The sequence below is a fragment of the Paenibacillus sp. N3.4 genome (assembly GCF_008017805.1).
GTDB lineage: Bacteria > Bacillota > Bacilli > Paenibacillales > NBRC-103111 > Paenibacillus_E.
Genome location: NZ_VRTT01000090.1, coordinates 1 through 23,266, shown reverse-complemented (window position 1 = coordinate 23,266; position 23,266 = coordinate 1). Strand labels below are relative to the sequence as shown.

Annotated in this window: 18 protein-coding genes, 3 pseudogenes and 2 riboswitches; of the genes and pseudogenes, 12 read left to right on the top strand and 9 right to left on the bottom strand. The window is 45.3% G+C overall.

Going from position 1 to position 23,266, the window contains the following annotated elements; genetic code table 11:
* A partial coding sequence (locus FU659_RS36570; protein ID WP_222708679.1) for a hypothetical protein occupies positions 1-257 on the top strand: 257 nt, incomplete at its 5' end.
* On the opposite strand, the gene speE is transcribed toward FU659_RS36570, so the two are convergent.
* Positions 250-1,077, bottom strand: a complete 828-nt coding sequence (gene speE, locus FU659_RS30055) for a polyamine aminopropyltransferase (protein WP_147950943.1) — start codon at positions 1,075-1,077, stop codon at positions 250-252. The two genes, FU659_RS36570 and speE, sit on opposite strands and share 8 nt — an antisense overlap.
* A 356-nt stretch (positions 1,078-1,433) precedes the next feature.
* Between speE and FU659_RS30050 the strand changes: the two are divergent.
* A pseudogene (locus FU659_RS30050) lies at positions 1,434-3,457 on the top strand (transglycosylase domain-containing protein).
* Positions 3,458-3,629: 172 nt separating this feature from the next.
* Here the strand turns inward: FU659_RS30050 and FU659_RS30045 are convergent.
* Complete coding sequence (locus tag FU659_RS30045) at positions 3,630-4,121, bottom strand: YwhD family protein (protein WP_147950942.1); 492 nt, start codon at positions 4,119-4,121, stop codon at positions 3,630-3,632.
* Positions 4,122-4,340: 219 nt separating this feature from the next.
* On the opposite strand from FU659_RS30045, the gene FU659_RS30040 reads away from it, so the two are divergent.
* From FU659_RS30040 to sugE, 6 genes are all read left to right on the top strand, one after another.
* Positions 4,341-6,341 (top strand): M1 family metallopeptidase, encoded by a 2,001-nt coding sequence (locus FU659_RS30040; protein WP_261808143.1) that lies wholly within the window; start codon positions 4,341-4,343, stop codon positions 6,339-6,341.
* Positions 6,342-6,407: 66 nt separating this feature from the next.
* Positions 6,408-7,226, top strand: coding sequence for a hypothetical protein (locus FU659_RS30035; RefSeq protein WP_147950940.1), 819 nt, complete (start codon positions 6,408-6,410; stop codon positions 7,224-7,226).
* Positions 7,227-7,393: 167 nt separating this feature from the next.
* Positions 7,394-7,532, top strand: a riboswitch (cyclic di-AMP (ydaO/yuaA leader).
* Between the two features lie 3 nt (positions 7,533-7,535).
* A complete protein-coding gene (locus tag FU659_RS30030; RefSeq protein ID WP_147950939.1) occupies positions 7,536-8,009 on the top strand; it encodes a C40 family peptidase in 474 nt (157 codons plus the stop codon).
* 47 nt (positions 8,010-8,056) lie between these two features.
* A complete protein-coding gene (locus FU659_RS30025; protein WP_147950938.1) occupies positions 8,057-8,362 on the top strand; it encodes a deoxyribodipyrimidine photo-lyase in 306 nt (101 codons plus the stop codon).
* 21 nt (positions 8,363-8,383) lie between these two features.
* A complete protein-coding gene (locus tag FU659_RS30020) occupies positions 8,384-8,785 on the top strand; it encodes an FAD-binding domain-containing protein (protein ID WP_147950937.1) in 402 nt (133 codons plus the stop codon).
* Positions 8,786-8,821: 36 nt separating this feature from the next.
* A riboswitch (guanidine-I (ykkC/yxkD leader) is annotated at positions 8,822-8,924 on the top strand.
* Positions 8,925-8,998: 74 nt separating this feature from the next.
* Positions 8,999-9,319 carry a quaternary ammonium compound efflux SMR transporter SugE gene (sugE, locus tag FU659_RS30015; RefSeq protein WP_147950936.1) on the top strand — a complete coding sequence of 107 codons (321 nt, stop codon included), beginning with the start codon at positions 8,999-9,001 and terminating at the stop codon, positions 9,317-9,319.
* Between the two features lie 75 nt (positions 9,320-9,394).
* Here the strand turns inward: sugE and FU659_RS30010 are convergent.
* Both FU659_RS30010 and FU659_RS30005 read right to left on the bottom strand, forming a co-directional pair.
* Positions 9,395-11,109, bottom strand: a pseudogene (locus FU659_RS30010) (ABC transporter ATP-binding protein).
* Positions 11,110-11,241: 132 nt separating this feature from the next.
* The gene (locus FU659_RS30005) at positions 11,242-12,129 is read right to left on the bottom strand and encodes a methyl-accepting chemotaxis protein (protein WP_187274500.1); all 888 of its coding nucleotides are present in this window, start codon (positions 12,127-12,129) and stop codon (positions 11,242-11,244) included.
* Positions 12,130-12,301: 172 nt separating this feature from the next.
* Here FU659_RS30005 and FU659_RS30000 point away from each other — a divergent pair, with 172 nt between their 5' ends.
* Both FU659_RS30000 and FU659_RS29995 read left to right on the top strand, forming a co-directional pair.
* Positions 12,302-13,090 carry a lipase family protein gene (locus FU659_RS30000; protein WP_147950934.1) on the top strand — a complete coding sequence of 263 codons (789 nt, stop codon included), beginning with the start codon at positions 12,302-12,304 and terminating at the stop codon, positions 13,088-13,090.
* A 153-nt stretch (positions 13,091-13,243) separates the two neighbouring features.
* A pseudogene (locus FU659_RS29995) lies at positions 13,244-14,772 on the top strand (MDR family MFS transporter).
* 79 nt (positions 14,773-14,851) lie between these two features.
* On the opposite strand, the gene FU659_RS29990 reads toward FU659_RS29995, so the two are convergent.
* Positions 14,852-15,721, bottom strand: coding sequence for an AraC family transcriptional regulator (locus FU659_RS29990; RefSeq protein WP_147950933.1), 870 nt, complete (start codon positions 15,719-15,721; stop codon positions 14,852-14,854).
* A 177-nt stretch (positions 15,722-15,898) separates the two neighbouring features.
* On the opposite strand from FU659_RS29990, the gene FU659_RS29985 reads away from it, so the two are divergent.
* The gene (locus tag FU659_RS29985) at positions 15,899-16,885 is read left to right on the top strand and encodes a diaminopimelate dehydrogenase (RefSeq protein WP_147950932.1); all 987 of its coding nucleotides are present in this window, start codon (positions 15,899-15,901) and stop codon (positions 16,883-16,885) included.
* Positions 16,886-17,127: 242 nt separating this feature from the next.
* Complete coding sequence (locus tag FU659_RS29980; protein WP_147950931.1) at positions 17,128-17,652, top strand: YfiT family bacillithiol transferase; 525 nt, start codon at positions 17,128-17,130, stop codon at positions 17,650-17,652.
* Positions 17,653-17,754: 102 nt separating this feature from the next.
* On the opposite strand, the gene FU659_RS29975 is transcribed toward FU659_RS29980, so the two are convergent.
* The 4 genes from FU659_RS29975 to FU659_RS29960 all read right to left on the bottom strand — a co-directional run.
* Positions 17,755-18,729 (bottom strand): hypothetical protein, encoded by a 975-nt coding sequence (locus FU659_RS29975; RefSeq protein WP_147950930.1) that lies wholly within the window; start codon positions 18,727-18,729, stop codon positions 17,755-17,757.
* Between the two features lie 42 nt (positions 18,730-18,771).
* Positions 18,772-21,801 (bottom strand): carboxypeptidase-like regulatory domain-containing protein, encoded by a 3,030-nt coding sequence (locus FU659_RS29970; protein WP_187274499.1) that lies wholly within the window; start codon positions 21,799-21,801, stop codon positions 18,772-18,774.
* A 168-nt stretch (positions 21,802-21,969) separates the two neighbouring features.
* Positions 21,970-22,905 carry a cysteine synthase A gene (cysK, locus tag FU659_RS29965; protein WP_147950944.1) on the bottom strand — a complete coding sequence of 312 codons (936 nt, stop codon included), beginning with the start codon at positions 22,903-22,905 and terminating at the stop codon, positions 21,970-21,972.
* A gap of 264 nt (positions 22,906-23,169) precedes the next feature.
* Positions 23,170-23,266, bottom strand: a 97-nt coding sequence (locus FU659_RS29960) for a zinc ribbon domain-containing protein (protein WP_147947405.1), incomplete at its 5' end; no start/stop codon positions are given.

Here is a 23,266-nt window from a genome sequence, read left to right as displayed (position 1 = left end):
GGTTGCCTGTTTGCGACTCTGTAAGCTTGAAAAACGTGCTTACAGCGAGAAAAAAGGAGAAACCGCACGGCATCCTGAGCTGTAAAGCTGATTTTCCGCGTTACGGAAGGCGGGTTGCCTGTTTGCGACGCTGTAAGCTCGAAAAACGTGCTTACAGCGAGAAAAAAGGAGAAACCGCGCGGCATAACCTCAAAAAACCGCCAGCAGCTCTTGAAACTGTTCAAGAGTCACTGACGGCTATTGTATATCTTACTTAATCAAGTCTTCCACGAATTTAGGCAATACGAATGCCGCTTTGTGTAAACGAGGTGTGTAGTACTTGGTTGGGAATTCTGGAATTGAAGCTTCTTCCACTTGAAGCGGATCATGCTTTTTGCTTCCAAGTGTGAATGTCCATAGACCGCTTGGGTATGTAGGAATATTCGCACTGTAAACACGTACGATTGGGAAAATTTCCTTCACATCGCGGTTAACGGTTTGAATCAAATCTGCTTTAAACCAAGGATTATCCGTTTGCGCAACGAAGATCCCGTCTTCTTTTAATGCATCATAGATGCCTTGGTAAAAACCTTTGGAGAACAGTTCTACTGCAGGGCCAACAGGTTCTGTGGAATCGACCATGATGACATCATAGGTGTTTTTGTGGTCATGAATATGCATATAGCCATCGTTTACGATTACTTCTACGCGAGGGTTGTCCAGTTCTCCGGCAATGGTTGGCAGGTATTTCTTGGAATACTCAATAACTTTGCCATCAATATCCACCAGAACTGCCTTTTTCACTTTAGGATGCTTCATAATTTCACGAATCACACCGCCATCGCCGCCGCCTACAACAAGCACGTTCTCTGGGTTCGGATGCGTCACTAAAGCAGGATGTGCCACCATTTCGTGATAAACGAACTCGTCTCTCACCGTTGTCATAACCATACCGTCCAGGGTCAGCATAGTGCCCCATTCTTCGGTTTCAATCATGGAAAGATCTTGAAAATCCGTTTGTTCTCTTACGTAAGTTTCTTTGACTTTAGCTGTAATTCCGAAGCTATCGGTTTGTTTCTCTGTGTACCACAAATCCATGTTTATACCTTCTTTCGCTTCTATATTGGATGAATAAATCCTGACATTCGCATCGTTCACAGTATTCCACGAGTTGGAAAAAGTCATGCGATCAGAGACTTCCGTTTCCAGTCCCTTCATACACACAAATTGTATTATAGTTCATTACCCCCAAAATGCAATGATTTCCTCGGGGTTTTACACATTTCGCAAAATTTATTTACAAATTGTTGAATATGGATTGCCATGCTTTTCCATACTGGATACTAATGACTTCCTCGTATGCTGAAAGGAGGCTTAGCGTCATGTCCGATAATAACAAACATCAAACCGCCAAAGACTCCTCCAAAGGTTCTAAGCCTAAGGAGCTTCCTTCCATGCGTTGGATGCGCCGTATCAAAAAAATGTTCTCTTTCTTTTTTACGATCTTTATTCTTCTTCTTATCCTGGCCGCCACAGGTTTAGTCTATCTGCGCTCACAAACGCTGCCCGTCACCAAAATGCTGCAAACGTCTCAAATGTACGATACGCACGGCGAACTGATCGATACCTTCTATTCTGGACAAAATCGACAAGTCGTCTCACTTAGCGAAATTTCACCCTATCTCATTAATGCTACACTCGCGGTCGAGGATCAGCATTTCTATGATCACTTCGGTGTTGATGTAAAAGCTGTCGCCCGTGCCGCCATTGTGAATGTTCAGGCGATGGCTAAGGTCCAAGGTGCAGGTACTATTACCCAACAGCTTGCTAGGAACTTATATTTAACACATGATCGCACCTGGTCACGGAAAATTAAAGAAACGGTACTTGCTTTACAAATGGAGATGCAGCTTAGTAAAGATGAAATTCTCACAAACTACTTAAACCAAATTTATTACGGACATTCCACTTATGGCATTGAAACTGCATCTGAGCTGTTTTTCGGTAAGCATGCCAGCGAATTGACCTTAGCCGAAAGCGCCATGATTGCAGGCGTACCGAAAGGACCACGCTACTATTCACCTTATTATGATCTGACCAATGCGATGGATCGCCAAAAGATTGTGCTGCAGACGATGGTTCGCAGCGGGTTCATTACCCAAAGCGCGGCTGATGCTGCTGGGAAGGAAAAGCTGGAGATTCAACCTCTCACCAAGAAAAAGCCGGCGGCAGCCCCCTACTTTCGGGATTATGTTCGTTCGCTGGCAACAGATAAACTTGGCATTCCGGAAGAGCAGTTCGACGAAGGCGGTATAAAAATTTATACCACCCTGGATAAAAACACACAAAAAATCGCTGAAGATGTAGTCACGAAGCAGCTCGCTGGCAAGCCCGATATACAAGCCGCACTCGTGGCACTCGACCCGAGGTCCGGACAAATTAAAGCCATGGTCGGGGGACGCGATTATGCGGACAATCAGTTCAACAGGGTGTTGTCGAATACGAGACAACCCGGGTCCTCTTTTAAACCCATCGTCTATATGGTCGCCCTGCAAAATGGGTATACGCCTGTGACGCAGGTGAAAAGTGAGCCCACGGTGTTTACCTATGATGAAGGCCGTCAGAGATACACTCCGCGAAATTTTAACGATCAATATGTCAATGCGGCCATTGATATGCGTCAAGCAATTTCCAAGTCTGACAATATCTATGCGGTGCATACCATTCTCGATGTCGGACCTGCCAAGGTCATTGATTTGGCCCGTAGGTTAGGCATTGCCTCAACAATGAAGCCACTGCCCTCTTTGGCGCTAGGCTCCTTCCCGGTTAGTCCGCTAGAGATGGTGTCTGCCTTCGGCACAATTGCCAATCAAGGCGTTCATCACGAAACGACAGCCATCACCCGCATTGAAGATGCAATGGTAAGGTTTTGTATGAAGCACACCCGCAAGTGCAGAACGTGCTCGATCCTGCTGTTGCTTATGTAATGACGAATTTATTGGAGAGTGTGTTCGAAGAAGGGGGTACAGGCAACCGTGTAGCCAGTACGATTAAGCGACCTATTGCCGGTAAAACCGGAACGACGGACACGGACGCCTGGTTGGTTGGTTTCACACCAGAGCTCGCCACCGCGGTATGGGTTGGCTATGACAAGAATCGGGATATCAGTACGGTAGAATCCCATCTGGCTTCCCCTATATTCGCTGAATTTACAGAACAATCTTTAGAGGCGATACCGCCAAAGCTATTCCCGATTCCTCAAGGTGTGACTAGCGTCTACATTGATCCGGTCAGCGGCAAGCTTTCGAATGAGGACTGCCCTAACTCCCATCTGGAAGCCTTCCTGGCCGGGTCGGAGCCAACGACTTACTGTACAGACAAACCCGCTAAGGCCGAGCCTCCAGGGGATAAAAAAGGAGCTTCAAAAGGTCAAAACGGCTCTTGGTGGAATGATATTAAACGCTGGTGGAACGACTGACGCAGCGATTCAAAACAACACAAAAAGGCAGAACTAAGCGCGTCTTAGTCTGCCTTTTTGCTGTCCTAGTATATGAGGTAACATACACTAGGGTCTAGTATACTCGGTTCACACTAACGTAACAATGGATGACACATAATGTTCATAATATCCATTTGATCATCTCCGCTATTTATGAAAGCGCATCTTTTAACCCTTGATCCGTACGATTCCACCATTCTTCGTTATGCTCGATCAGTCGTTTCTTAAGGGCTGAACGTTCCCCGTCTTCCAAGCCATCCAGAATAAATTTGCGCTTCATGGCAGCATCCATTTTGTTTACATGTTCAGCCAATATTTTCCAACCCCTACGTGCTTCTGTATCTACCAGCATCTCACAAGCTGTCAGTCCAGCATAATACGCGCCTTCTTCTGTACGATCTACCGCCACCCAAACAATCCAAGCCTTACGGCCATTGGGCACATCTTCTTTGTTCGTTGAGAACTTAATTCCCTTCTCAATCTTGCTTTTGGCATGAAGCGCGCCTTCATCTACATAGGCTTCATCGCCATCAATAATAATGCTGGATACATTGCTAAGATCAATGGCTCCTGCACCGAATCCTTTATGGTTCACTTTGGAGCTTACTATATTTAAGGCCAGCTTCTTTTTGTCCGCTTCCATATGGGCACCTTCCGATCTTTCATAGATAAATTAAATCCTGCTTTTCTCTCATTGTAGCTAAAGTAACTCTCTAGAACAAGAGCAGCCTTTCAAGCAAGACTTTGATGAGAAGACACCGTGCTTTATCTGCGATTTTTTCAATTCTTTTCCCGTGGCAGAAATATTCCTAAGGTTGTCTACATATACATGCTGTAGATGCTTGTCAACGGGGTGAATATCATGAATGATCTATTCAAAAACCGCAAGGTCCAGTGGTTCGTTGTCATGCTTCTTGCAGCAGGCGCTGTATGGCTGGCTGACGCTTTGCTCCCATCTAATTCCGCGTTATTCGTACATGTCGCCTCCAAGGAGGAACCATCTGCGCCAGCACCGGGCATACAGCAGTCCGACGATGCCAAACCGTTAGAAAAGAAGGCAGCAGAGCCGCTTAGCTATCGCATTACGGAGTACCATATGAACGTCGCCTACGCCCCGGATACCCGACAACTCAAAGGACAACAAACGCTAACATGGGAAAATCCAGGTACGGTTCCTGTACAAGACCTTTACTTACATCTTTACCCCAATGCATTTGAGTCGAAGAAAACAACCTTTATGCGTGAATCCGGCGGAAAGCTTCGTCAGGATGAAGCGAAAACAGGCAGTGTAGGCCGTATGGACCTTCTTTCCGTGAAAACCATTGACGGCAATGATCTCAGCAAGCGCATGGAATTTGTACAACCCGATGACGGTAATAAAGATGATCATACCTTGCTTAAAATCCCTCTCGCAAAGCCGGTGGGAGCAGGTGAACGCGTCACCATCAAGACCGAATTTCTCGTCCAGCTTCCCGCTGCCTTCGCCAGAATGGGGTATGTCGATGACTTCGTGATGGCTGGACAATGGTTTCCCAAAGTTGCTGCCTACGAGCGTCTCGGAACGAGGGGCCGAACGACAGAAGGCTGGAACTTGCATCAGTACCATGGCAACTCCGAATTTTATGCCGATTTCGGCATGTATGACGTAAAAGTCCAAGTGCCCTCCACCTACACCGTAGCAGCAACCGGCTTTCCAATTAAACCGGCTGTCATCGAGAATGGAACGAAGACGTACCAATTTTATGCCGAAGATGTCCATGATTTCGCTTGGTCGGCTTCCCCTCATTTTGTCTATGTCGAGGAGCCTTTCTCTACCGCACAAATTCCCGGTGTCAAAATCAAGCTCTATCTCGATCCGAATCATCAAGCTTTGAAAGATCGTTATTTGTACGCCGCCAAAAAGGCGCTATCACGCTACAGCCAGTGGTACGGAACTTATCCTTATTCCACCTTGTCCATCGTTGTACCTCCAGCTGGCGGCAATGGTGCCGGAGGCATGGAATATCCGACGCTAGTAACGGCTTGGGGGGCTGGGGACAAAGATCCTGACTCCGAGCTCGAACGTGTCATTGTCCATGAGATCGGACATCAATTCTTCTATGGACTGGTTGCCAGTAACGAATTCGAGGAGGCTTGGCTGGATGAAGCCTTCACCTCGTATGCAGAAGATAAAGTGATGGAGGCGGAGTACGGCATTTCTCCGAATTTGCCGATTGAATCGAGCTATATTACATCCCCTTCTTCGTTACAGCAAAATGCTTGGGCCTACAAGGACCACGATCAATATGCTGAAAATGTATACACCCGAGGGAAGCTTGTTCTGAAAGCTATTGAAAAGCAGGTCGGCTCCAAAACGATGGACCGCATTATGAGGACATACTTCCAACGTTGGGAATTCAAGCATCCCTCTACGAAAGATTTCCAGAACGTCGTGGAGGATATTACCAAAACCAAGTGGGATGACTTCTTCAACCAATACGTCTATGGCGCACAAATGACCGACTACAGCGTCGAAAGCATTAACGTTAAATCCTTAGGCAGCAAAGGCGCGGAGTCGTACGAAAGCACGATTCTCATATCCAAACGCGGTGGGGACTCACCCGTCGTGCCGATCCAGTTCCATTTCTCAGATGGCACGGTGCTGGACAAATCGTGGGATGGCAAGGAAAGCAGTATCGAATACAAGCTCGTACATACCACACCCATCGACTGGGTGCGTATCGATCCTGCTTATTCTCTTATCCTAGAGAACAAACACATTAACAATTATATGCAAACGCAAGTGGATCCCAAATGGAAAATCCGCTTAAGTCTAGGCACCGTTCAATTCCTTCAAGCTGTGTTCGGTTGGGTAGCCTGGTAAACGGCGGCTCAAATAAATACGTACGAAGCCAATTATGTTCATGATTAACTTTTGGGAGGGATGACCATGATCCATTATGTAAAATCCGGGTTTGGGGCATCAGTCAAACAGCCTTTTGCCGTCATTCTCTTATTTTTGTATCAAATGGGATGGGGCATCCTGCTCTACAAGTTCGTACAAAGTGTGCTCGTCCCACTTATGCATCGCTTTCCAGGCGGGGAACAGCCTAAACAAGCACTCCAGCTCTTTCTTGCCGAAGGTCAGTTCCAACTTCTCAAAACGGATCTCAGCCATTCGTATCTCTGGTTTCTTGTTCTTCTCTTGAGCATTCGCATGCTGCTGACACCTGTCTTGCAGGCTGGGGTTTATTATTCCCTTACGCATTCTCAGCAAAATGCAGGGTATCGTTTTTTCCGAGGGATTAAGGAGTTGATGCTGCCCTTCCTCTTCGTCTATATGCTGCGGATAGCCCTTTCCTTCTTACCGCTCATTTGGCTGCTCCCAAAGGCTCAGGCACTTTTCGCTCACAGCACCTCTTATGAACAGACCGCTCTCCAACTGCTTCCCTGGCTTCTGGGAATGCTCTGTTACGGATTTCTTTTACATCTTCTCTTCGTATACATTCAGTTCGCGATTGCAGCTAAGCTTGGCATTTTATCTACCATCATCATCTTCCTACGATTCGCGCTTCCGATTGTTGGGCTTGCGCTGACTCTCTTGCTCAGCTCGGGACTTTTGGCAGGGATTACCGTAACCGCTACCTACTTATGGGCAGGTCTGGTAGCGCTAATCATTTATCAGCTTTTCCCCCTCTTTCACATCTTTTTGCAAATGTGGGCGATTTCATCGCAATATCAACTACTTTCCGCTAAAATGAACAAATAAAAACAACGAAATAAACCCAAATGGCTTGAATTCCGTTTATCCCCTTGAAAAAGGGGCTTTTTTTTGTCTATTATGCGGATTATCACACATTTTTTTACGTGCAGCTCACAGAAAAGGAGGAATTTCGATGTTTACGACGAAATCCTAGTATTAGCATCAAAAAAACTAAATATTGCATGCCGAATTCCCCATTTCTTGGGGAAACGGGGGAACCACACCGGGTGAATTGATCTTGCCAGACAGGGATCATAGGGAACCTTCAACCGAACCCTCCAGCTAACCTCGTAGGCACCGGAAGGAGACAAGCAGTTGAAAAAGGTTGTTGCTCTTGTTTTTGGTCTTGTTTTGTTTTTAAGTGTGAGTGCAGGAAGTGTTTTTGCGTCTAAATCCTCGATCGACGACACAATTGATGGATTAGTTGGAACGCCTTACAAATGGGCGGGAACAACAACTAGCGGTTTTGATTGCTCCGGTTTCACTTCATACCTGTTCAATCAATTCGGTATCGACCTCCCTCACAGCTCCAAAGAACAAGACGGAGAAGGCTACTGGGTAGACAAAAAAGACCTTCGTAAAGGCGATCTCGTATTTTTCAACACAGATGGCAAGGGCATTTCTCATGTAGGTGTATACCTCGGAGACGGTGAATTCGTTCACTCCGCCACGGACAAAGGTGTTGTTAAGAATAAGATGAGCGATTCCTATTATGCGAAGCGGTATGTATCAGCCAGACGTGTTCTGTGGGATGATATTTACAATCAACTAACTGCTGAATCCAAGTAAACTCTTTGATTAACTGATGAATAAAGCCCAGACAAGCCTCATGTCGAATGAGCTGCTTTCGGGGCTTTTATTCATTTTGGAGCAAAATACGTGATCGCAAGTTGAAAGAGGCCGCACACGAACACGGAGTAACCATAACCAAACTTATCGATCATACCCTTGCCGATTTGGCGGATTTCCAACAAACATCAGGCAGGAGTGACCCTTACAAGGTCTATACCCCCTTTTATAAAAAGTTAAACACCTATTTGCAAACTTTTCATCAACCTTCTTCTCCCATTACTTCAAACGATTTACAAACCGTAGATTTACAGGTGATGGAAGGTGGGCCTGATCTATTGGGGCTATTTTAACAATGGTCACCTCTATTCACGATGGAACGATTTGAACACGATCAGGTTGAAGAACCTACGGAGATGCTTAGGGACTTTTTCTCGAATCATCTCCCTTTTTATGCTCAACGCCGCGATTTCTATGCTTTTGAGGAGACCAGCTCGCTAAGCGCAGCCATCAACGCAGGAGCAATCTCCATTCGTTGGGTATATGAAGCTTTGATGGAACAAGAACATTCAGCCGCTTGGCTCCGACAGCTCGTCTGGCGCGACTTTTATTTGTATCAGTCGATTGATGACGAAAACTTTTTTAGCTATGAGAAAAAATTTGATTTATCTGCGCTAAGCGATCGACATTTCGACAGCTGGCGCAAGGGCCAGACGGGCATTCCGATTATTGATGCCGCATCCATGACCGAATTGAATGGCTGGATGATTGTGTAACTTGACACCTCATGTTAGCCCGCGCTATACTAACGCCATACTGTTTTCTAGGGTTCCGTGGCTATCTTCGCCAGTCTGGTCCGAGAGAAAACACACAACGGATACGTTGTGGACACGGAGGGGAAAAAGCCCGGGAGTCATATCGCTAAGCGATATTTCTTCCAGGCTTTTTCTTTTTTTTGTGTCGCTATTAAGCAAAAGGAGTGGTTGAGTATGGCATGGTTATATCTCGTCATTGCTGGTGTTTTTGAGGTATTATGGGCAATTTCATTGAAGTTTTCCCATGGTTTTACACGTTTAGTTCCTTCCAGTATCACAATCGCCGGCATGATTGTCAGCTTTTATTTTCTAGCTGTAGCAACGAAGACGCTTCCCATCGGTACAGCCTACGCTGCATGGACGGGGATTGGCGCTGTCGGAGCGATCATTATCGGGACCTTGTTCCTGGATGAACCGATCAGTTTGACCCGGATTTTGTTTATGGTTCTGATCTTGGTCGGCGTGCTTGGACTCAAATTCACTTCCGGCCATTAAGAGAGGAACAGCCGATCCAAGCAGCAAAGGCTGCAACCCGCTAGATGAAACTAGCTCGTTGCAGCCTTATGATACTTAAGTACGGAACTGCGCCTGATGCAGGCGGCTATAAACGCCTCCCACAGCGATAAGTTCCTCATGAGCGCCTTGTTCGGTAATGCCCTGCTCTGTCACAACGACGATGCGGTCAGCATTTTTGATTGTCGCCAATCGGTGCGCGATAACCAGTGTCGTACGCCCCTGCGACAGCTCAGCCAAGGACTGTTGGATCGCCGCTTCTGTCTCTGTGTCGAGCGCCGAAGTGGCCTCATCGAGGATGAGAATCGGCGGGTTTTTCAAGAACATCCGCGCGATAGCTAAGCGCTGCTTCTGACCGCCGGACAGCTTCACGCCGCGTTCGCCAATAATCGTTTCCAGTCCTAGCGGCTGGGACCGGATGTAGTCCTCCAGCCGAGCTCGCCGCGCGGCTTCCCAAATCTCAGCTTCCGACGCGCCAAGCTTGCCGTAAGCAATGTTCTCCCTCAGCGTGCCGGAGAACAAGAAAACATCCTGCTGCACGATGCCGATTTGACGTCGCAGCGACTCTAGCTCAATGTCGCGAATGTCGATGCCATCGATGGAAATGCTGCCTTCGCTCACATCATAGAATCGAGGCAGCAAGCTGCAAATAGTCGTCTTCCCGGCACCGGAAGGCCCTACAAAGGCAACAGTTTCTCCTGCGCGGATGGATAATTGAATATGGTTTAGAACCCGTGCCTCGTCACCATAACTAAAGGATACGGCGTTGAAGGCAATTTCACCGACGACATGGTTGACTTTAACGGCTCCTGGACGGTTCTGCACTTCAGGTTCGGTATCAATGACTTCCACATACCGTTTGAAGCCTGCAATCCCCTTCGGGTAACTCTCGATGACATTGTTAATCTTCTGAATCGGACCCAGAAACACATTGGTTAGCAAAACAAAGGCAATAAACTGCCCATATGTAATTTGCTTATCAATGACGAACCAAGTACCGCAAATAAGGACAAATACGGTCACCAATCGCATCAGGATATAACTCAGTGATACGTTCCAAGCCATGATTTTGTAGGACAGCAGCTTGGTCAAGCGGAAACGGCCGTTGTTATCCTCGAACAATTTGCGTTCATGCGATTCATTGGCGAAAGCCTGTACGACACGAATTCCTCCGATGTTATCTTCCACTCTGGCATTAATATCGGCCAGATCACCCATCATACGGCGGAAGGTCTTCGTCATTTTCTGATTAAAATAGACCGCAATCCACAGCAAGAAAGGAACAATGATAAAAGTTAGCAGTGCTAACTTTGTATTAATGCTTAACATGAGAATGAGTGCTCCAATGAGCGTCATAACAGCAATAAACAAGTCCTCCGGGCCATGATGCGCTACCTCACCAATTTCAAGCAAATCGTTAGACATCCGTGACATCAATTGGCCGTCTTGTTGTTATCATAAAATCGGAACGAGAGCTTTTGCAGATGATCGAACATTTTCTTCCGCATATCGGTTTCAATATTGATGCCTAGCTTATGTCCCCAATACGTTACGACAAAATTTAAAACGGTGTTTAGCCCATATACAGCAAGCAAACCTACGCAGGCCCAGAGTATCCATGTCCAATTGCCTGCTGGCAGCAGTTGATCAATCACTCGATTAACAGCAAGCGGAAACCCAAGTTCCAACAGCCCGGCAACAACCGCGCAGGTAAAATCCAAAATAAAAAGATGCTTATAAGGCCGGTAATATGAAAAAAAACGTTTTAACACTGACACACCTTGCCTTTCTTCCTTACTCTTCCTAAGAGGCTTGCGAATTGACAATCCAACAGCCACAAAATAAAAAATGGTTATTCGATTCTCTATTATAATTGATAATTTTTCTCAATCACAACTTTTCCTCTAGTTTCTTAAAGAGTCGGCAATCTCCGAAAGCTTGGCAGCCAGTTCATTCATTTTGTTAGTAGCAGCAGCCATCTCGCTTGTAGCGGCAGCTTGCTCATGACTGCGTATAGCGCTATTGTCTGAAGCTAGCGTAATCGCAGCCATCTTACTTCCTATTTGCTCAATCAAATAGGCAATCTGTTCAGCATTTTCTTTGGATTGAGCAGAGAGCTTACGAATTTCTTCCGCTATAACCGCAAAGCCCCGTCCATACTCCCCGCTCCTTGCTGCCTCAATCCCTGCGTTGAGCCCAAGAATATGCGTCTGGGTAGCTACGGTACGAATAAACGCCATGCTGGAACCGATCTGCTTCGATATTTGCTCAACCTCTTTGATTTCCTCAGCTAATTGCTTCTCATTCAATTCGATCTCTCCTGCGGAGCCGGCAATCGCCTCAATCCCCGCTACCACACCTTCTGTATGGTCATGGAGCTGTAACGCTACCTCCTGCAAATCTTTGCCTACACGCTGCACAAGCTCGCGGTTCACATGCCGTATACGGGAAGACAAGGCTTTCATGATCCTCCACGCAATTGTGTGATCAGCAGCCAGCAATTCGAGGAAATCTTTTTCATGCAGCAGTACAAGCCGACAATCCTCGACTGCCACAGCTGTGCCGCTCCGAGGCAAACCCTCCAGGAGGGACATCTCTCCGAAAAAATCCCCTTGCAAAAGCTTAGCTGCTGTAATTTGCTTCCCTTCAGTCTCAAGTCGAATCTCGACGGAACCTTCTAAAACCATATACATATGCTGCCCTGCGTCACCTTCTCGGAAGATCATTTCTCCCTCCGGCAGGCTAACTTCTTCTCCAATTTTCCCTTCAAACAGCTGTTCCACATTCATCATTTCTCTCATCTCCTATCCCTATCATCTCTGTCTCTTCAAACTGAGCTCTTTCCTTCATCTTACACATCAGCAAGCTTAAAGTCTCTAAAAAAATAGGCAACTGTCCGAAGATAGGTATCCATGTTTTCCATATATATAGGTTAACAGCATCCTGTAAGTGGAGGAACTCGAGATGGCCAATGACAGCTTAGATGTAAGGACAGCAATATTCCTGGCTGCGATGTGCGGCCAGAGCTACAACCAATTTGAACACGCTGACGGTTCCTTCACTGTTCCAACCCCCTACGAGGTAGTTGCCGCCTTCAAAGCGACCTCTTTTTTCGGAAAGAAAGAATGGTTTGGTTTTATCGCCGAATCTGATGATCGCGTTGTTCTCGTTTTTCGAGGGACTAATACGAAATCCGACTGGATTTCCGATGCCATCGCCAGACAGACCCCGTATCCCTATACCAAGGAAGGGGGACTCGCGCATCAAGGATTTCTCGATATTTATTCCTCCGCCCGCAAACAAATCCTAACAGCACTCAACAAACTCTCCGCTCAGAAAGCTCTCTATATTACAGGACATAGCCTTGGCGGAGCGCTAACTGCTTTATGTGCGGTTGACGTAGCTGCGAACACCAAGTTCAAAGCTCCTGCTATTTACACCTTTGCTTCACCACGTGCCGGAAACCCGGTATTTGCACGCCTTTTCAACCAGAAGACCGGCTCACACTTTCGTATTTATAATATCAATGATATCGTCCCAGAGCTGCCGCCGGTCCTCTATACATCGCCACGAACCGACAAAACTTATCACTATCTTCATGTCAAGAAAGCGGTCGAACTGAGCTTTCAAGCAGGTTCTGTCTCCGCTAATCATGCCATTGGCAGTTATTTCGCGGAGCTTGCTAAACGCAGTCCCCAGTATGTACAGCAGCTATGCCTAAGAAATCCGGGATTCTGCCCCTCCATGAAATAAAGAAGAGACGATGGGTGAGTGAATTTCCATGTCTCTTACATAAAAAGATTCGTGAAAAAATAGCATCAGCTCTAACCCTGACAGACTCTTGTCAGGTTAGAGCTGTATAATTTCAACTATAAACATGGATTCAAGAAAGGAATGGATCACACAATGAAATCAACAAATAAGACAGGAATCGTTTTAGCAGGACTGCTGCTCGCGATTCTCATGTCATCGATGGATAATACCATCGTAGCAACGGCGATGGGCTCTATTATTGGAGACCTTGGAGGACTCGATAAATTCGTTTGGGTAACCTCGGCATACATGGTGGCCGAAATGGCTGGGATGCCCATTTTCGGCAAATTATCTGATATGTATGGACGCAAGCGCTTCTTCATTTTCGGAATCATTGTGTTTATGCTAGGGTCCGCTCTATGCGGCACAGCCACTTCGATTATTCAATTAAGCATTTACCGGGCGATTCAAGGAATTGGCGGGGGTGCGTTGGTACCGATCGCTTTCACAATCATGTTTGACACGGTCAAACCGGAAAGCAGGGGTAAGCTTACAGGCTTGTTCGGGGCTATTTTCGGGATGTCGAGTATATTCGGCCCTTTACTTGGCGCTTATATGACCGACTATATCAAGTGGGAATGGATATTCTATATTAATTTACCACTCGGCATGGTCGCTTTTATCCTCATTGCCTTCTTCTACAAGGAATCGCTTCAGCATGCCAAACAACGTATCGACTGGGCAGGCGCTCTATCGCTTGTTGGCGCCATCGTCTGCCTCATGTTCGCCTTAGAGCTTGGCGGTAAGCAATATGACTGGAATTCCATCCAAATCCTTGGCTTATTTACTGGGTTTGCTTTGCTTGCAGTCAGTTTCCTCTATGTAGAAACACGGGCGGAGGAGCCTATTATCTCCTTCCGAATGTTCCGAAACCGTCTCTATGCATCAACAATGCCATTGCCATGCTGAGCGGTGCTGCCTTTATTACCGCATCTGTTTATATTCCGATTTTTATTCAGGGCGTTCTCGGTGGAACTGCAACGAATTCCGGACTCGTGCTGCTGCCTATGATGCTCGGCACCGTGGTTACAGCGACCGCTGGAGGATTCCTGATCCAAAGATTATCCTATCGAACCGTACTCATTTCTACCCTCATTTTGCTTGTAGCTGGGATTTCGCTTCTTACCACCTTGCAGCCAGATTCTACACGTTTACTCATTACCATCTATATGATCTTAGTTGGTTTAGGCATTGGGGCGTCTTTCTCGGTACTAAGTAATGCAGCCATTCACGCTGTATCCCCTAATCAGCGTGGCGCCGCGAGTTCGACGTTGAATTTCCTCCGCTCACTCGGCATGACAATTGGCATTACGATATTCGGAATTGTTCAGAGTCACTCGTTAACAAGACATTTAACCGACACGTTTGCAGGCAGCGGTCAAAGTTCTATCCCGCAAGGGCTAGACTTCAAAGACCCGCATGCCCTTCTCGACCCTGTAACCCGTATCCAAATACCAAGCCAGGTGCTAAGCCAAATTACAGAAGGGCTCTCTTCCTCCATTGTGGTCACCTTCGCTTGGGGGATCATTCCTGCTGTACTGGCGTTAGCTGCTGCTATGGCGATGGGCAAAGAGAAGCTGCTCGTAGAGGAGCAACCGGAAGGACTTGTCGTTTCCCATTAATCACAATGTATGAAATTCAAAGACCACGGAAACGGCGGCAATAGCTGCCCTTTCGTGGCCTTTTAGATAAGTGGTGCCCTCATTTGATGGGGATATAAATTTTAATTTTCAGGTCATGTGGAAACGTAGAATTCATCACATCGGTAATCTCAAAATCAGGTCCATCTGTCCGCTCGTAATTCGCATTGGCTAACCATGTTCCGTAGATATAGTTTCTCGTATCTTGTACAAGCCCATGAGGGCCATGAGCAACAAACTCGGCATACTTACCACTTGGGATTTCAAAATTTATAAAACCCTGCTCCAGCTCGTTTGCTTGCTTATGTACTTCTTCCCCAACAATAAATGTAAAAGCCCCGCTCGCTTCAAAATTGCAGGCAATCCCATACGACATGCCCGGGGTACGTTGCCCAGGAATTCGCAAGTAGCTTTCCGTTACCCCAAAATCATGATAAAATCCCGGTATTTCTTCAAAATGCTTATCATTATTCAAATTGGTTTCATAAGCGCGTCCAATGATAGGAATGGGATCTACTTGAATAATCGTAGGTTTCTTCATATCCACATCTCCGATCCTCCTTGTCTGTAAATCAAGAAATCTTATTTTCGCTTGTTTGGTCACACTCGATGGGTTTCTCCGATATCTACCGGGCGTCAGGCCAAAACAATTTTCAAAAGCCCGCGTAAATGCCTCTTGTGACTGATATTGAAAAGCTACAGCTATTTCTAATACACTCTGTTCCGTATTTTCAAGTAAAATAGCGGCCTCCGACAACCTCCTCTTGCGAATGTAAGTTTGCACTGTGAATCCGGAGATCGCCTGAAAAACTCGTTGAAAATGGAAGGCAGAAAAATAGGCCTTAGACGCAATGTCGGTTATGCTGGTTTCTTCCTGGAGTTGGCTTTCGATGTACTCGATAGCCTGTTGAATTCTTTCATAATAATTCATAGGGTTTCGTCCTTTGCTTAAAGTCTCCTCTTTATTATAAAATAATCTATTAGCATTTTTTTGAGTTTTTGTGCTATTTTTCGATTTTTAATGATTATATATTTTACATTCGGTGTTATATCTGTATACTTTTATTGAGACACTAGCAAGCTAAGATAGCATGAGGAGGAATTTATTTTGCAACAAACCATTAAGGTCGGTATTGTAGGTTACGGAAATTTGGGTAAAGGCGTACGTTTTGCTATTGAGCAAAGCAAGGATTTAGAACTTGTCGCCATATTTACACGTAGAGAGCCTGTCCAATTGGAAGCAGCTCAAGAGGGAATTCGTTTCGAACATATTTCCACGATCGAACAGTATAAAGAACAGATCGACGTGATGATCCTTTGCGGTGGTTCAGCGACCGACCTTCCGGAGCAAACGCCTTTCATCGCCAGCCTTTTTAACACCGTTGACAGTTTCGATACGCATGCCAAAATCCCTGAGTTCTATGAGACTGTGAATGCCGCGGCTAAACAGGGCGGAACGCTCAGTGTTATTTCGACGGGATGGGACCCAGGTCTATTCTCGCTCAACCGACTTCTGGCAGAAGCCATCCTGCCTCAAGGCAAAGATTACACGTTCTGGGGCAAAGGGGTCAGCCAAGGCCATTCCGATGCAATTCGCCGAGTGCCTGGCGTGAAAGCGGGCGTTCAGTACACAGTACCTGTGCAAGAAGTAATTGATCGTATACGCTCAGGCGAAACACCTGAATTCACGACCCGCGAAAAACATTTGCGCGAGTGCTATATCGTAGCTGAAGAGGGCGCTGATCAAGCGAAAATTCGTGAAACTATTGTCACTATGCCAAATTATTTTTCTGACTATGACACGACGGTAACCTTCATCTCCGAAGAGCAGCTGCAAGCTGAGCACCAAGGTATGCCTCACGGTGGATTCGTTATCCGCAGCGGAATTACGGGTGCAGGAACGAAGCAAATCGTGGAGTTTGGCTTGAAACTTGAGAGCAACCCAGAGTTTACGGCAAGTGTGCTTGTGGCCTACGCGAGAGCGGCCTACCGCTTAAGCAGCGATGGACAAACTGGCGCTAGAACCGTGTTTGATATTCCACTGGGGCTTCTTTCCCCTAAATCAGCCGAAGAATTACGTCGCGAATTGCTTTAGAAATAGGAGTTCTATACACACTCCTGTCAATTTGTGAATAATTAAAGAGGTAACAGCACAAGGACTCTTGGCTGTTACCTCTTTTTCTGTTTTTGGTTTTCACGATTAAAGATTTTTCAACTGATATCGTTTAAACTTAACGTGTGATCGTTAAACATAAATCGTTCGGGCGCATTCATAAGCACCTACATGCGATTTTTTCTGATTTTAAAATGACCGGATAGAAAGGTGGAATAAACAAAATGATAGATTTACGTTATCCGATTGGCCCGTTTGCGTACGAAGGTGATTTGACTAGCGAAGTCATAGCTGGATGGATTCAAGATATAGAAGCTGCCCCAGCCCAACTCAAAGAAGCGGTCAAGAATTTGAGCGATGACCAACTGGATACGGCTTATCGCCCAGGCGGATGGACCCTTCGCCAAGTGGTTCACCATCTTGCCGATAGCCATATCAATAGCTATACTCGCTTTAAATTAGCGCTTACGGAAGATAATCCTACCATTAAACCTTATATGGAAGAGAAGTGGGCAGAGCTTCCCGATTCGAGGTTGCCCGTAGACATTTCCTTGTCACTTCTAGCCTCATTACATGGCAGATGGGTTGTTTTGCTTCGAAGCTTACAACCTTCGGACCTTGAGAAAACCTTCATCCACCCCGACTCAGGCATCGTTACATTAGGTTTAAATATTGGGATTTACGCCTGGCATGGTCGTCATCATATTGCCCATATTACTTCTCTTCGAGACCACTTAGGATGGTCGTAAAAAAATGGATAGAGCCTCAGAGCTTTCTGAGAACTCTATCCATTTTTTAGGTCTTAGTTCGATAATCATATAGGAGTCGTCGTAAGTATCTTTAATCCTATTTCAATCAGGTGCATGCATAAAGATGATTTCAAAATCAGGTACGAATGAGTTATCACTAGCATACACAATATGCTCTGTTTCTGTGGCCACATAGCTTAGTACGACCGGATATGCGCTTGCACGTGAGAATATAAAATTGTAATTAGCTGCTGAGCTGCTGGAGCCGCCGGTAGTTAAGTAGCCTAATTCATTTCGAGCCGTTACCGAATAGTAGGCGCTGCCGAACACATTTTGCTTGAAAACAAGACGATATTCATCTTTGTCTCCAATCGAAACTACAGTAGAGCTATTCAACAAGCCTACCCCATTAATAATCCGCTGGATTGACTCTCTCGTAAGCTCGTTGCCATGAGCCTTATATGCCAGCACCAATTGGCTCTTTATGTACGCTTCATTCGAGGAATCGACTCCAAGAAACCCACCTGTCGTAAAGAAACTTTCATCAATTCCTGTCCAGTTATTCGAAGCAGCAGCTCTCTCGATCCATGCTGCTTGTTTACTTACAACTAGATTTTGGGCAATCGAAAGATCGGAATACCCTGCCTGAATGGTCAAATTGCTAAATGTCAAAGGACTATTCAATGCAGTATCCAAAACCTCAAACGAATACAATCCATTACCCAGATCTGTAAAATTGGCAAAGTACGATGGATGGTTCAAAGCAATTAGAACAGCATCCAGACTCACTTTTACTCTATCTGCTGTAAGTTTTGTAATTCCATTACCAAACATATTCGCTACCTTGAATTTTACAACAACATTAGATCCATCTGCTTTCAAATGTTGGCTATCTATCTGGGTAGCGTACGTTGTAGGATGGTAACCGGTAACATGGAAGCTAGGCACCAGATCCGCTAGGCTAATAAGTTGTGTTAACCCTAAAGGCTTTCCTTCTGCAAAAAATACATCCAAGAATACTTTTTTCACACGAGAAAGATTGGTAGAATCTACATTGTAAACCCCGTTAGCACGCATATCCTCTACACTGATAGCGTTCCAGGCTTCAGCGTTGTTCTGTTAATCATAAAGTGCCTGATTTAACAAGGCGGTAAGATCTTTAATAATTGATCTAATTAAAGTATCAACTTCAAAGCTAGATGCATATTGAAATGCTGCTCCTTGCGCAATCAATGCCCTTTTATAATTATCAAAAGCGCTATCTACAATGTTACCCACGCACGTATCCTTCAAATCTTCTAGGGTTAACGGAGCATTACCACCACTTGCTGCGTAAGATTGAACTTTGGATAGAGCGACCTGTTTATCTACAACAGTAAGATATAAAGTCTGACTTACGCCTGACAAAGGATTGGTAGCTGTAATGGCTATTGGTCCTAAACCTTTCGTATTAACGTATCCGCCTTCCGATATCGTAGCAATGTTTGTTGGAGCAAGACTCCAAACAATATCCTTATTTGTGGCTGAATCAGGTTGGATGATAATCCTTAGCCCAAACGATCCATTGGCCTCTATTCGTGTCGTATTCTCATTCAAACTCAACTTAATGGACTGAATTGGAGTTCCTGCTCCAGGTGTAGTTATTTGTAATGGAGCAGCCTGAATTGGCGTACCCATCACGCTTAGTTCGCTCAAGGTATACTCAGCTGCATGATCAGTACCCTTGAAGATAACATTGTACGTCTTACTTTCGTCATTGTAATAAAATCCTGAGAATACATCTGAGTTAGAAAGCGATATAAACATTCCGTTCACTCTTACACTGAAGTCGGAAGCGGTATAACTTGTGAGTGGTCGACCCTCTGCATCCTTCACTTCAAAATTTAAAGCGACCTGCTTAGTCCCTAAGCCTTGCGCTATTGGTATACCCTTCCAACCTGAGTGTGCCCAATCTGGAACAGACGGATATTGCGACGTTGGAATGTAGATAACATTGGATGGTTGTGAAATCCGGTTCAGTCCATCAATTGCATAAACCATGTATTGTCCTTCTGCAAGGTTGGATATATCCATGGAGGTCTGTTCTCCTCCCTGAGCGCTTGCAGTACGTACAGCATTCCATAAGATCATCTTGAAATCATATTGCCCCTCAGTAAGGGCAGGAACAAGATATAGATTTGCGTTTTTATCAGCTGATACTATTAACATATTCTCATTAGATATATATATTTCACCTAGCATAGGTGGCTGGCTCAGTACTACATTTTCCGTCATAAAATGATTAGTCTCGAGATAATGGTCAAATGCAATGACCTTCCCCGAATTACTTACGATCTGAATGGGCCGATCGAAAAATTCGAAGTTTTTAACAACTCTTAAATTATTCGTCACATAAATTTTGGAAACATTCTCATTTTGCAAAGCCTGCATAAACCCTTCACCATTGTTCACAAAAGCCGTTAGGCCTTCCAAACCATCCGATAAATAATACCTTTGCTCTATAGCCCGATGTATGATTCCAGTATAGCCACCAAAACTATTTACTTTAATAGTAAACTCATATTTCTCAAGAGCAGCGTTTAGATCAGCTTCATTACTACCGACATCAGGAATAAGTGTTAAGTTGTGCTCCACAGTTTGTCCAGCATAAACGGAAAAGGAATCAATCGGTAACATATAATATCCTGCTTGCTGCATGAAGATGGTGTAACTTGCACTTTCACTCGCTGGCACGTGTTCAAAAAGGAAGTTTCCATCGCTATCCACTTGTACCGTCTGTTCATAGCTGCTCTGCAGATCCTTAATAGTAACAGAAGCACCCGACATGTCTGACTCACGAAAATCTCTGACTAACCCCGTAACTCTCCCCTCTTGGGCTTCCGCAATAGGCGTTAGGGCAATCGTTTTTCCTAGTGAGGTAGACCCTCCACTGACAGTAACACCACCTAAAGTCATCGTTTCGTAGCCATTTGCAGATATCTTAAGCTCTACCAAACCTGTCGGTATACCACTAAATAGAAAACGACCGTCATTTCCTGTTTCCACACTAGCTATCACATTATTAGCCGTCGCTGCGCTTACCAGAGCATGAGCGATAGGTTGATTAAATCCATTCACGACTTGGCCTGCAATACCACCAACCTGTCGAGCCAGCGTTATTGTACCTGCATCGTATTCGTTCGCAGTCACGGTAATGCCATTGAAGTGCCGGTCCACATAGCCTGCTGCCGCTATCGTAAGATCCACAATTCCTGTAGGAATTCCATTTATAACAAATTGACCACTAGAATTGGAATTTATCCAATATGTGCTGCCTGTTACCGTTGTAATCGTGGCTTGAGCATCAGGCAGATAGATGCCGTCCACATCTTTTACTACACCTTTTACACTACCGGTTATAACAGGTTGACTACCCTGATCCAATTTATAGCTAGTTATGACCGTATTCCCAGCCTTCACATCGATGGTTTGAGTAACGGGTTCGTAAGTTCCGCTTGTTACGGTAACGTCATGAAGCCCCGTCCTGAGCTGCGGAATAGAGAAATACCCGCTTCCATTCGTGCTCGCGAGCACAGCACTACCGCCATCCACGGTTACAGCCGCTCCAGCTATAAGCTGATTATCAGGTCCGTATACGTAGCCCGATACCGATCCATAGGTGGGGATTTTACTTAGGATCAAAGTATCTAACGTCCGTACGTTGCCCGCAAAAATGTTGAACGGCTCTGAGTAAAGGTCGATATATTCCGACTTCGTTACTTTAATTTTTAATCCATAGGTAACAGGTACATTTGCTAACATGAATTTTCCAAATTCGTCAGTTTGAACTCTGATTTTTGAGTCACCTAGTGTTACCCAAGCATCGCCTACCGCACCCATTTCGTCCCTAACTACCCCATAAATAGTTCCAAACTTTGGTACCGTTACTCTTACCGGGCTCACTTGCTCCAACAGGCCTCTAATATCTGATTTATCAAATGATGTTTTTCCAGTGATTTCACTTGCCGCCTGGCTATCTTGAATCACACGGACGATATCCTTAATATCAACACCATTGTTATCGGCGTCCAGATTGACCGTTGCCCAAACAGAAGTGGGCATAGATGCTGACAATAAACAAACACTGAGTAAAACTTTTAATTTACGCATTTTCATCCTCCTGCATCCATATAATTAATCCGACCTATTTTGTATCTATTATCTCGAATCCTATCATATTTTGGCGGAAAATGGATGCCTTTTTTCATAAAGTTTTGCTAAAATCGAAAAAAATAGACCCCATAATGGGTCTATTTTCACATTTGCCAAAACTATACACTATTCTTCTTGAAAAAGAGGTGTAGATAAATACCGTTCCCCTGTGTCAGGCAAGATAGTTACAAGGGTCTTCCCCTTGTTCTCGGGTCGTTTGGCTATCTGGGTAGCCGCATATACAGCCGCGCCGGATGAGATGCCCACCAGCAATCCCTCAATTTTGGCGAGTTGACGAGCCGTAATAAAGGCCTCTTCATTTCTTACCGTAACGATCTCATCTACAACAGATCTCAGAAAATTATCAGGGATAAAACCGGCACCTATGCCCTGAATGTGATGGATACCCCGTTTTCCTCCGGATAAAACCGGCGAATCAAAAGGCTCAACGGCAATCACTTGCAAAGAGGGATTTCTCTGCTTCAGTATTTCTCCAACGCCGGTTATTGTGCCCCCCGTGCCTACACCTGCTATGAAAATATCTACTTCACCATTCGTATCTTTCCAGATTTCTTCTGCCGTTGTCTTCCTATGAATCTCTGGATTAGAAGGGTTACTGAATTGTTGAGGAACATAAGAATTCGGCGTTTGTGCAGCCAGTTCCTCTGCTCTATGAATTGCACCTTGCATACCTTCGGATGCCGGAGTGAGGACCAATTCTGCTCCTAACGCTTTTAGCAGCTTCCTACGCTCCACACTGAAGGATTCAGGCAAGGTAATGATTAATCGATAACCTAGCGCAGCCGCTGCGAACGCTAGCCCGATTCCGGTATTCCCGCTCGTCGGTTCAATAATGACGGTGTCTTTATTTACTATCCCAGCAGCTTCAGCCTCTTTAATCATGGCAAAGCCAATACGATCCTTCACGCTTCCTGCTGGATTAAAATATTCCAGCTTCGCAATTAATCTAGCTTCTATAGCTTGTCTTTTATTATAATTTGAGAGCTCCAACAGGGGTGTATTGCCAATCAACTCTGTCAAATTGCTGTAAATATGGCTCATTTCCAAAACCTCGCCTTCCGTATTATTAAACCTATAAGCATAATCGGATAATAACATTGTAGCATTGAAAGCACTTATTTTATAATTAGAAATGCTGATAGCAATGTCCACCTTATGCTTATAATTCAATAAAAGAATCCGTTTCACATACCTTCACCCATTGAACCTCTCATGACTAAAGTCACGAGATTCTTGGGTAGTCTCTTCTAACGAAGAGAAGTTTACCAAGCTAACCCTGTCGTTCCGACAGTTCGTGTAAGGGGATTACACAGTAAGCAGTCTTTTGCCTTCGGTAAGGATGTTCAGGCTTGCATTCAAGTCTCGGTCGTGATGCGCTCCACATTCGGGGCAATCCCACTCG

Excerpts from the sequence above, each read along its gene's own strand:
- speE (WP_147950943.1), bottom strand. The coding sequence starts at position 1,077 with ATGGATTTGTGGTACACAGAGAAACAAACCGATAGCTTCGGAATTACA.
- FU659_RS30045 (WP_147950942.1), bottom strand. The coding sequence starts at position 4,121 with ATGGAAGCGGACAAAAAGAAGCTGGCCTTAAATATAGTAAGCTCCAAA.
- FU659_RS30040 (WP_261808143.1), top strand. The coding sequence starts at position 4,341 with ATGAATGATCTATTCAAAAACCGCAAGGTCCAGTGGTTCGTTGTCATG.
- FU659_RS30035 (WP_147950940.1), top strand. The coding sequence starts at position 6,408 with ATGATCCATTATGTAAAATCCGGGTTTGGGGCATCAGTCAAACAGCCT.
- FU659_RS30025 (WP_147950938.1), top strand. The coding sequence starts at position 8,057 with ATGAGCTGCTTTCGGGGCTTTTATTCATTTTGGAGCAAAATACGTGAT.
- FU659_RS30020 (WP_147950937.1), top strand. The coding sequence starts at position 8,384 with ATGGAACGATTTGAACACGATCAGGTTGAAGAACCTACGGAGATGCTT.
- sugE (WP_147950936.1), top strand. The coding sequence starts at position 8,999 with ATGGCATGGTTATATCTCGTCATTGCTGGTGTTTTTGAGGTATTATGG.
- FU659_RS30005 (WP_187274500.1), bottom strand. The coding sequence starts at position 12,129 with ATGATGAATGTGGAACAGCTGTTTGAAGGGAAAATTGGAGAAGAAGTT.
- FU659_RS30000 (WP_147950934.1), top strand. The coding sequence starts at position 12,302 with ATGGCCAATGACAGCTTAGATGTAAGGACAGCAATATTCCTGGCTGCG.
- FU659_RS29990 (WP_147950933.1), bottom strand. The coding sequence starts at position 15,721 with ATGAATTATTATGAAAGAATTCAACAGGCTATCGAGTACATCGAAAGC.
- FU659_RS29980 (WP_147950931.1), top strand. The coding sequence starts at position 17,128 with ATGATAGATTTACGTTATCCGATTGGCCCGTTTGCGTACGAAGGTGAT.
- FU659_RS29975 (WP_147950930.1), bottom strand. The coding sequence starts at position 18,729 with ATGCGTGCTAACGGGGTTTACAATGTAGATTCTACCAATCTTTCTCGT.
- FU659_RS29970 (WP_187274499.1), bottom strand. The coding sequence starts at position 21,801 with ATGCGTAAATTAAAAGTTTTACTCAGTGTTTGTTTATTGTCAGCATCT.
- cysK (WP_147950944.1), bottom strand. The coding sequence starts at position 22,905 with ATGAGCCATATTTACAGCAATTTGACAGAGTTGATTGGCAATACACCC.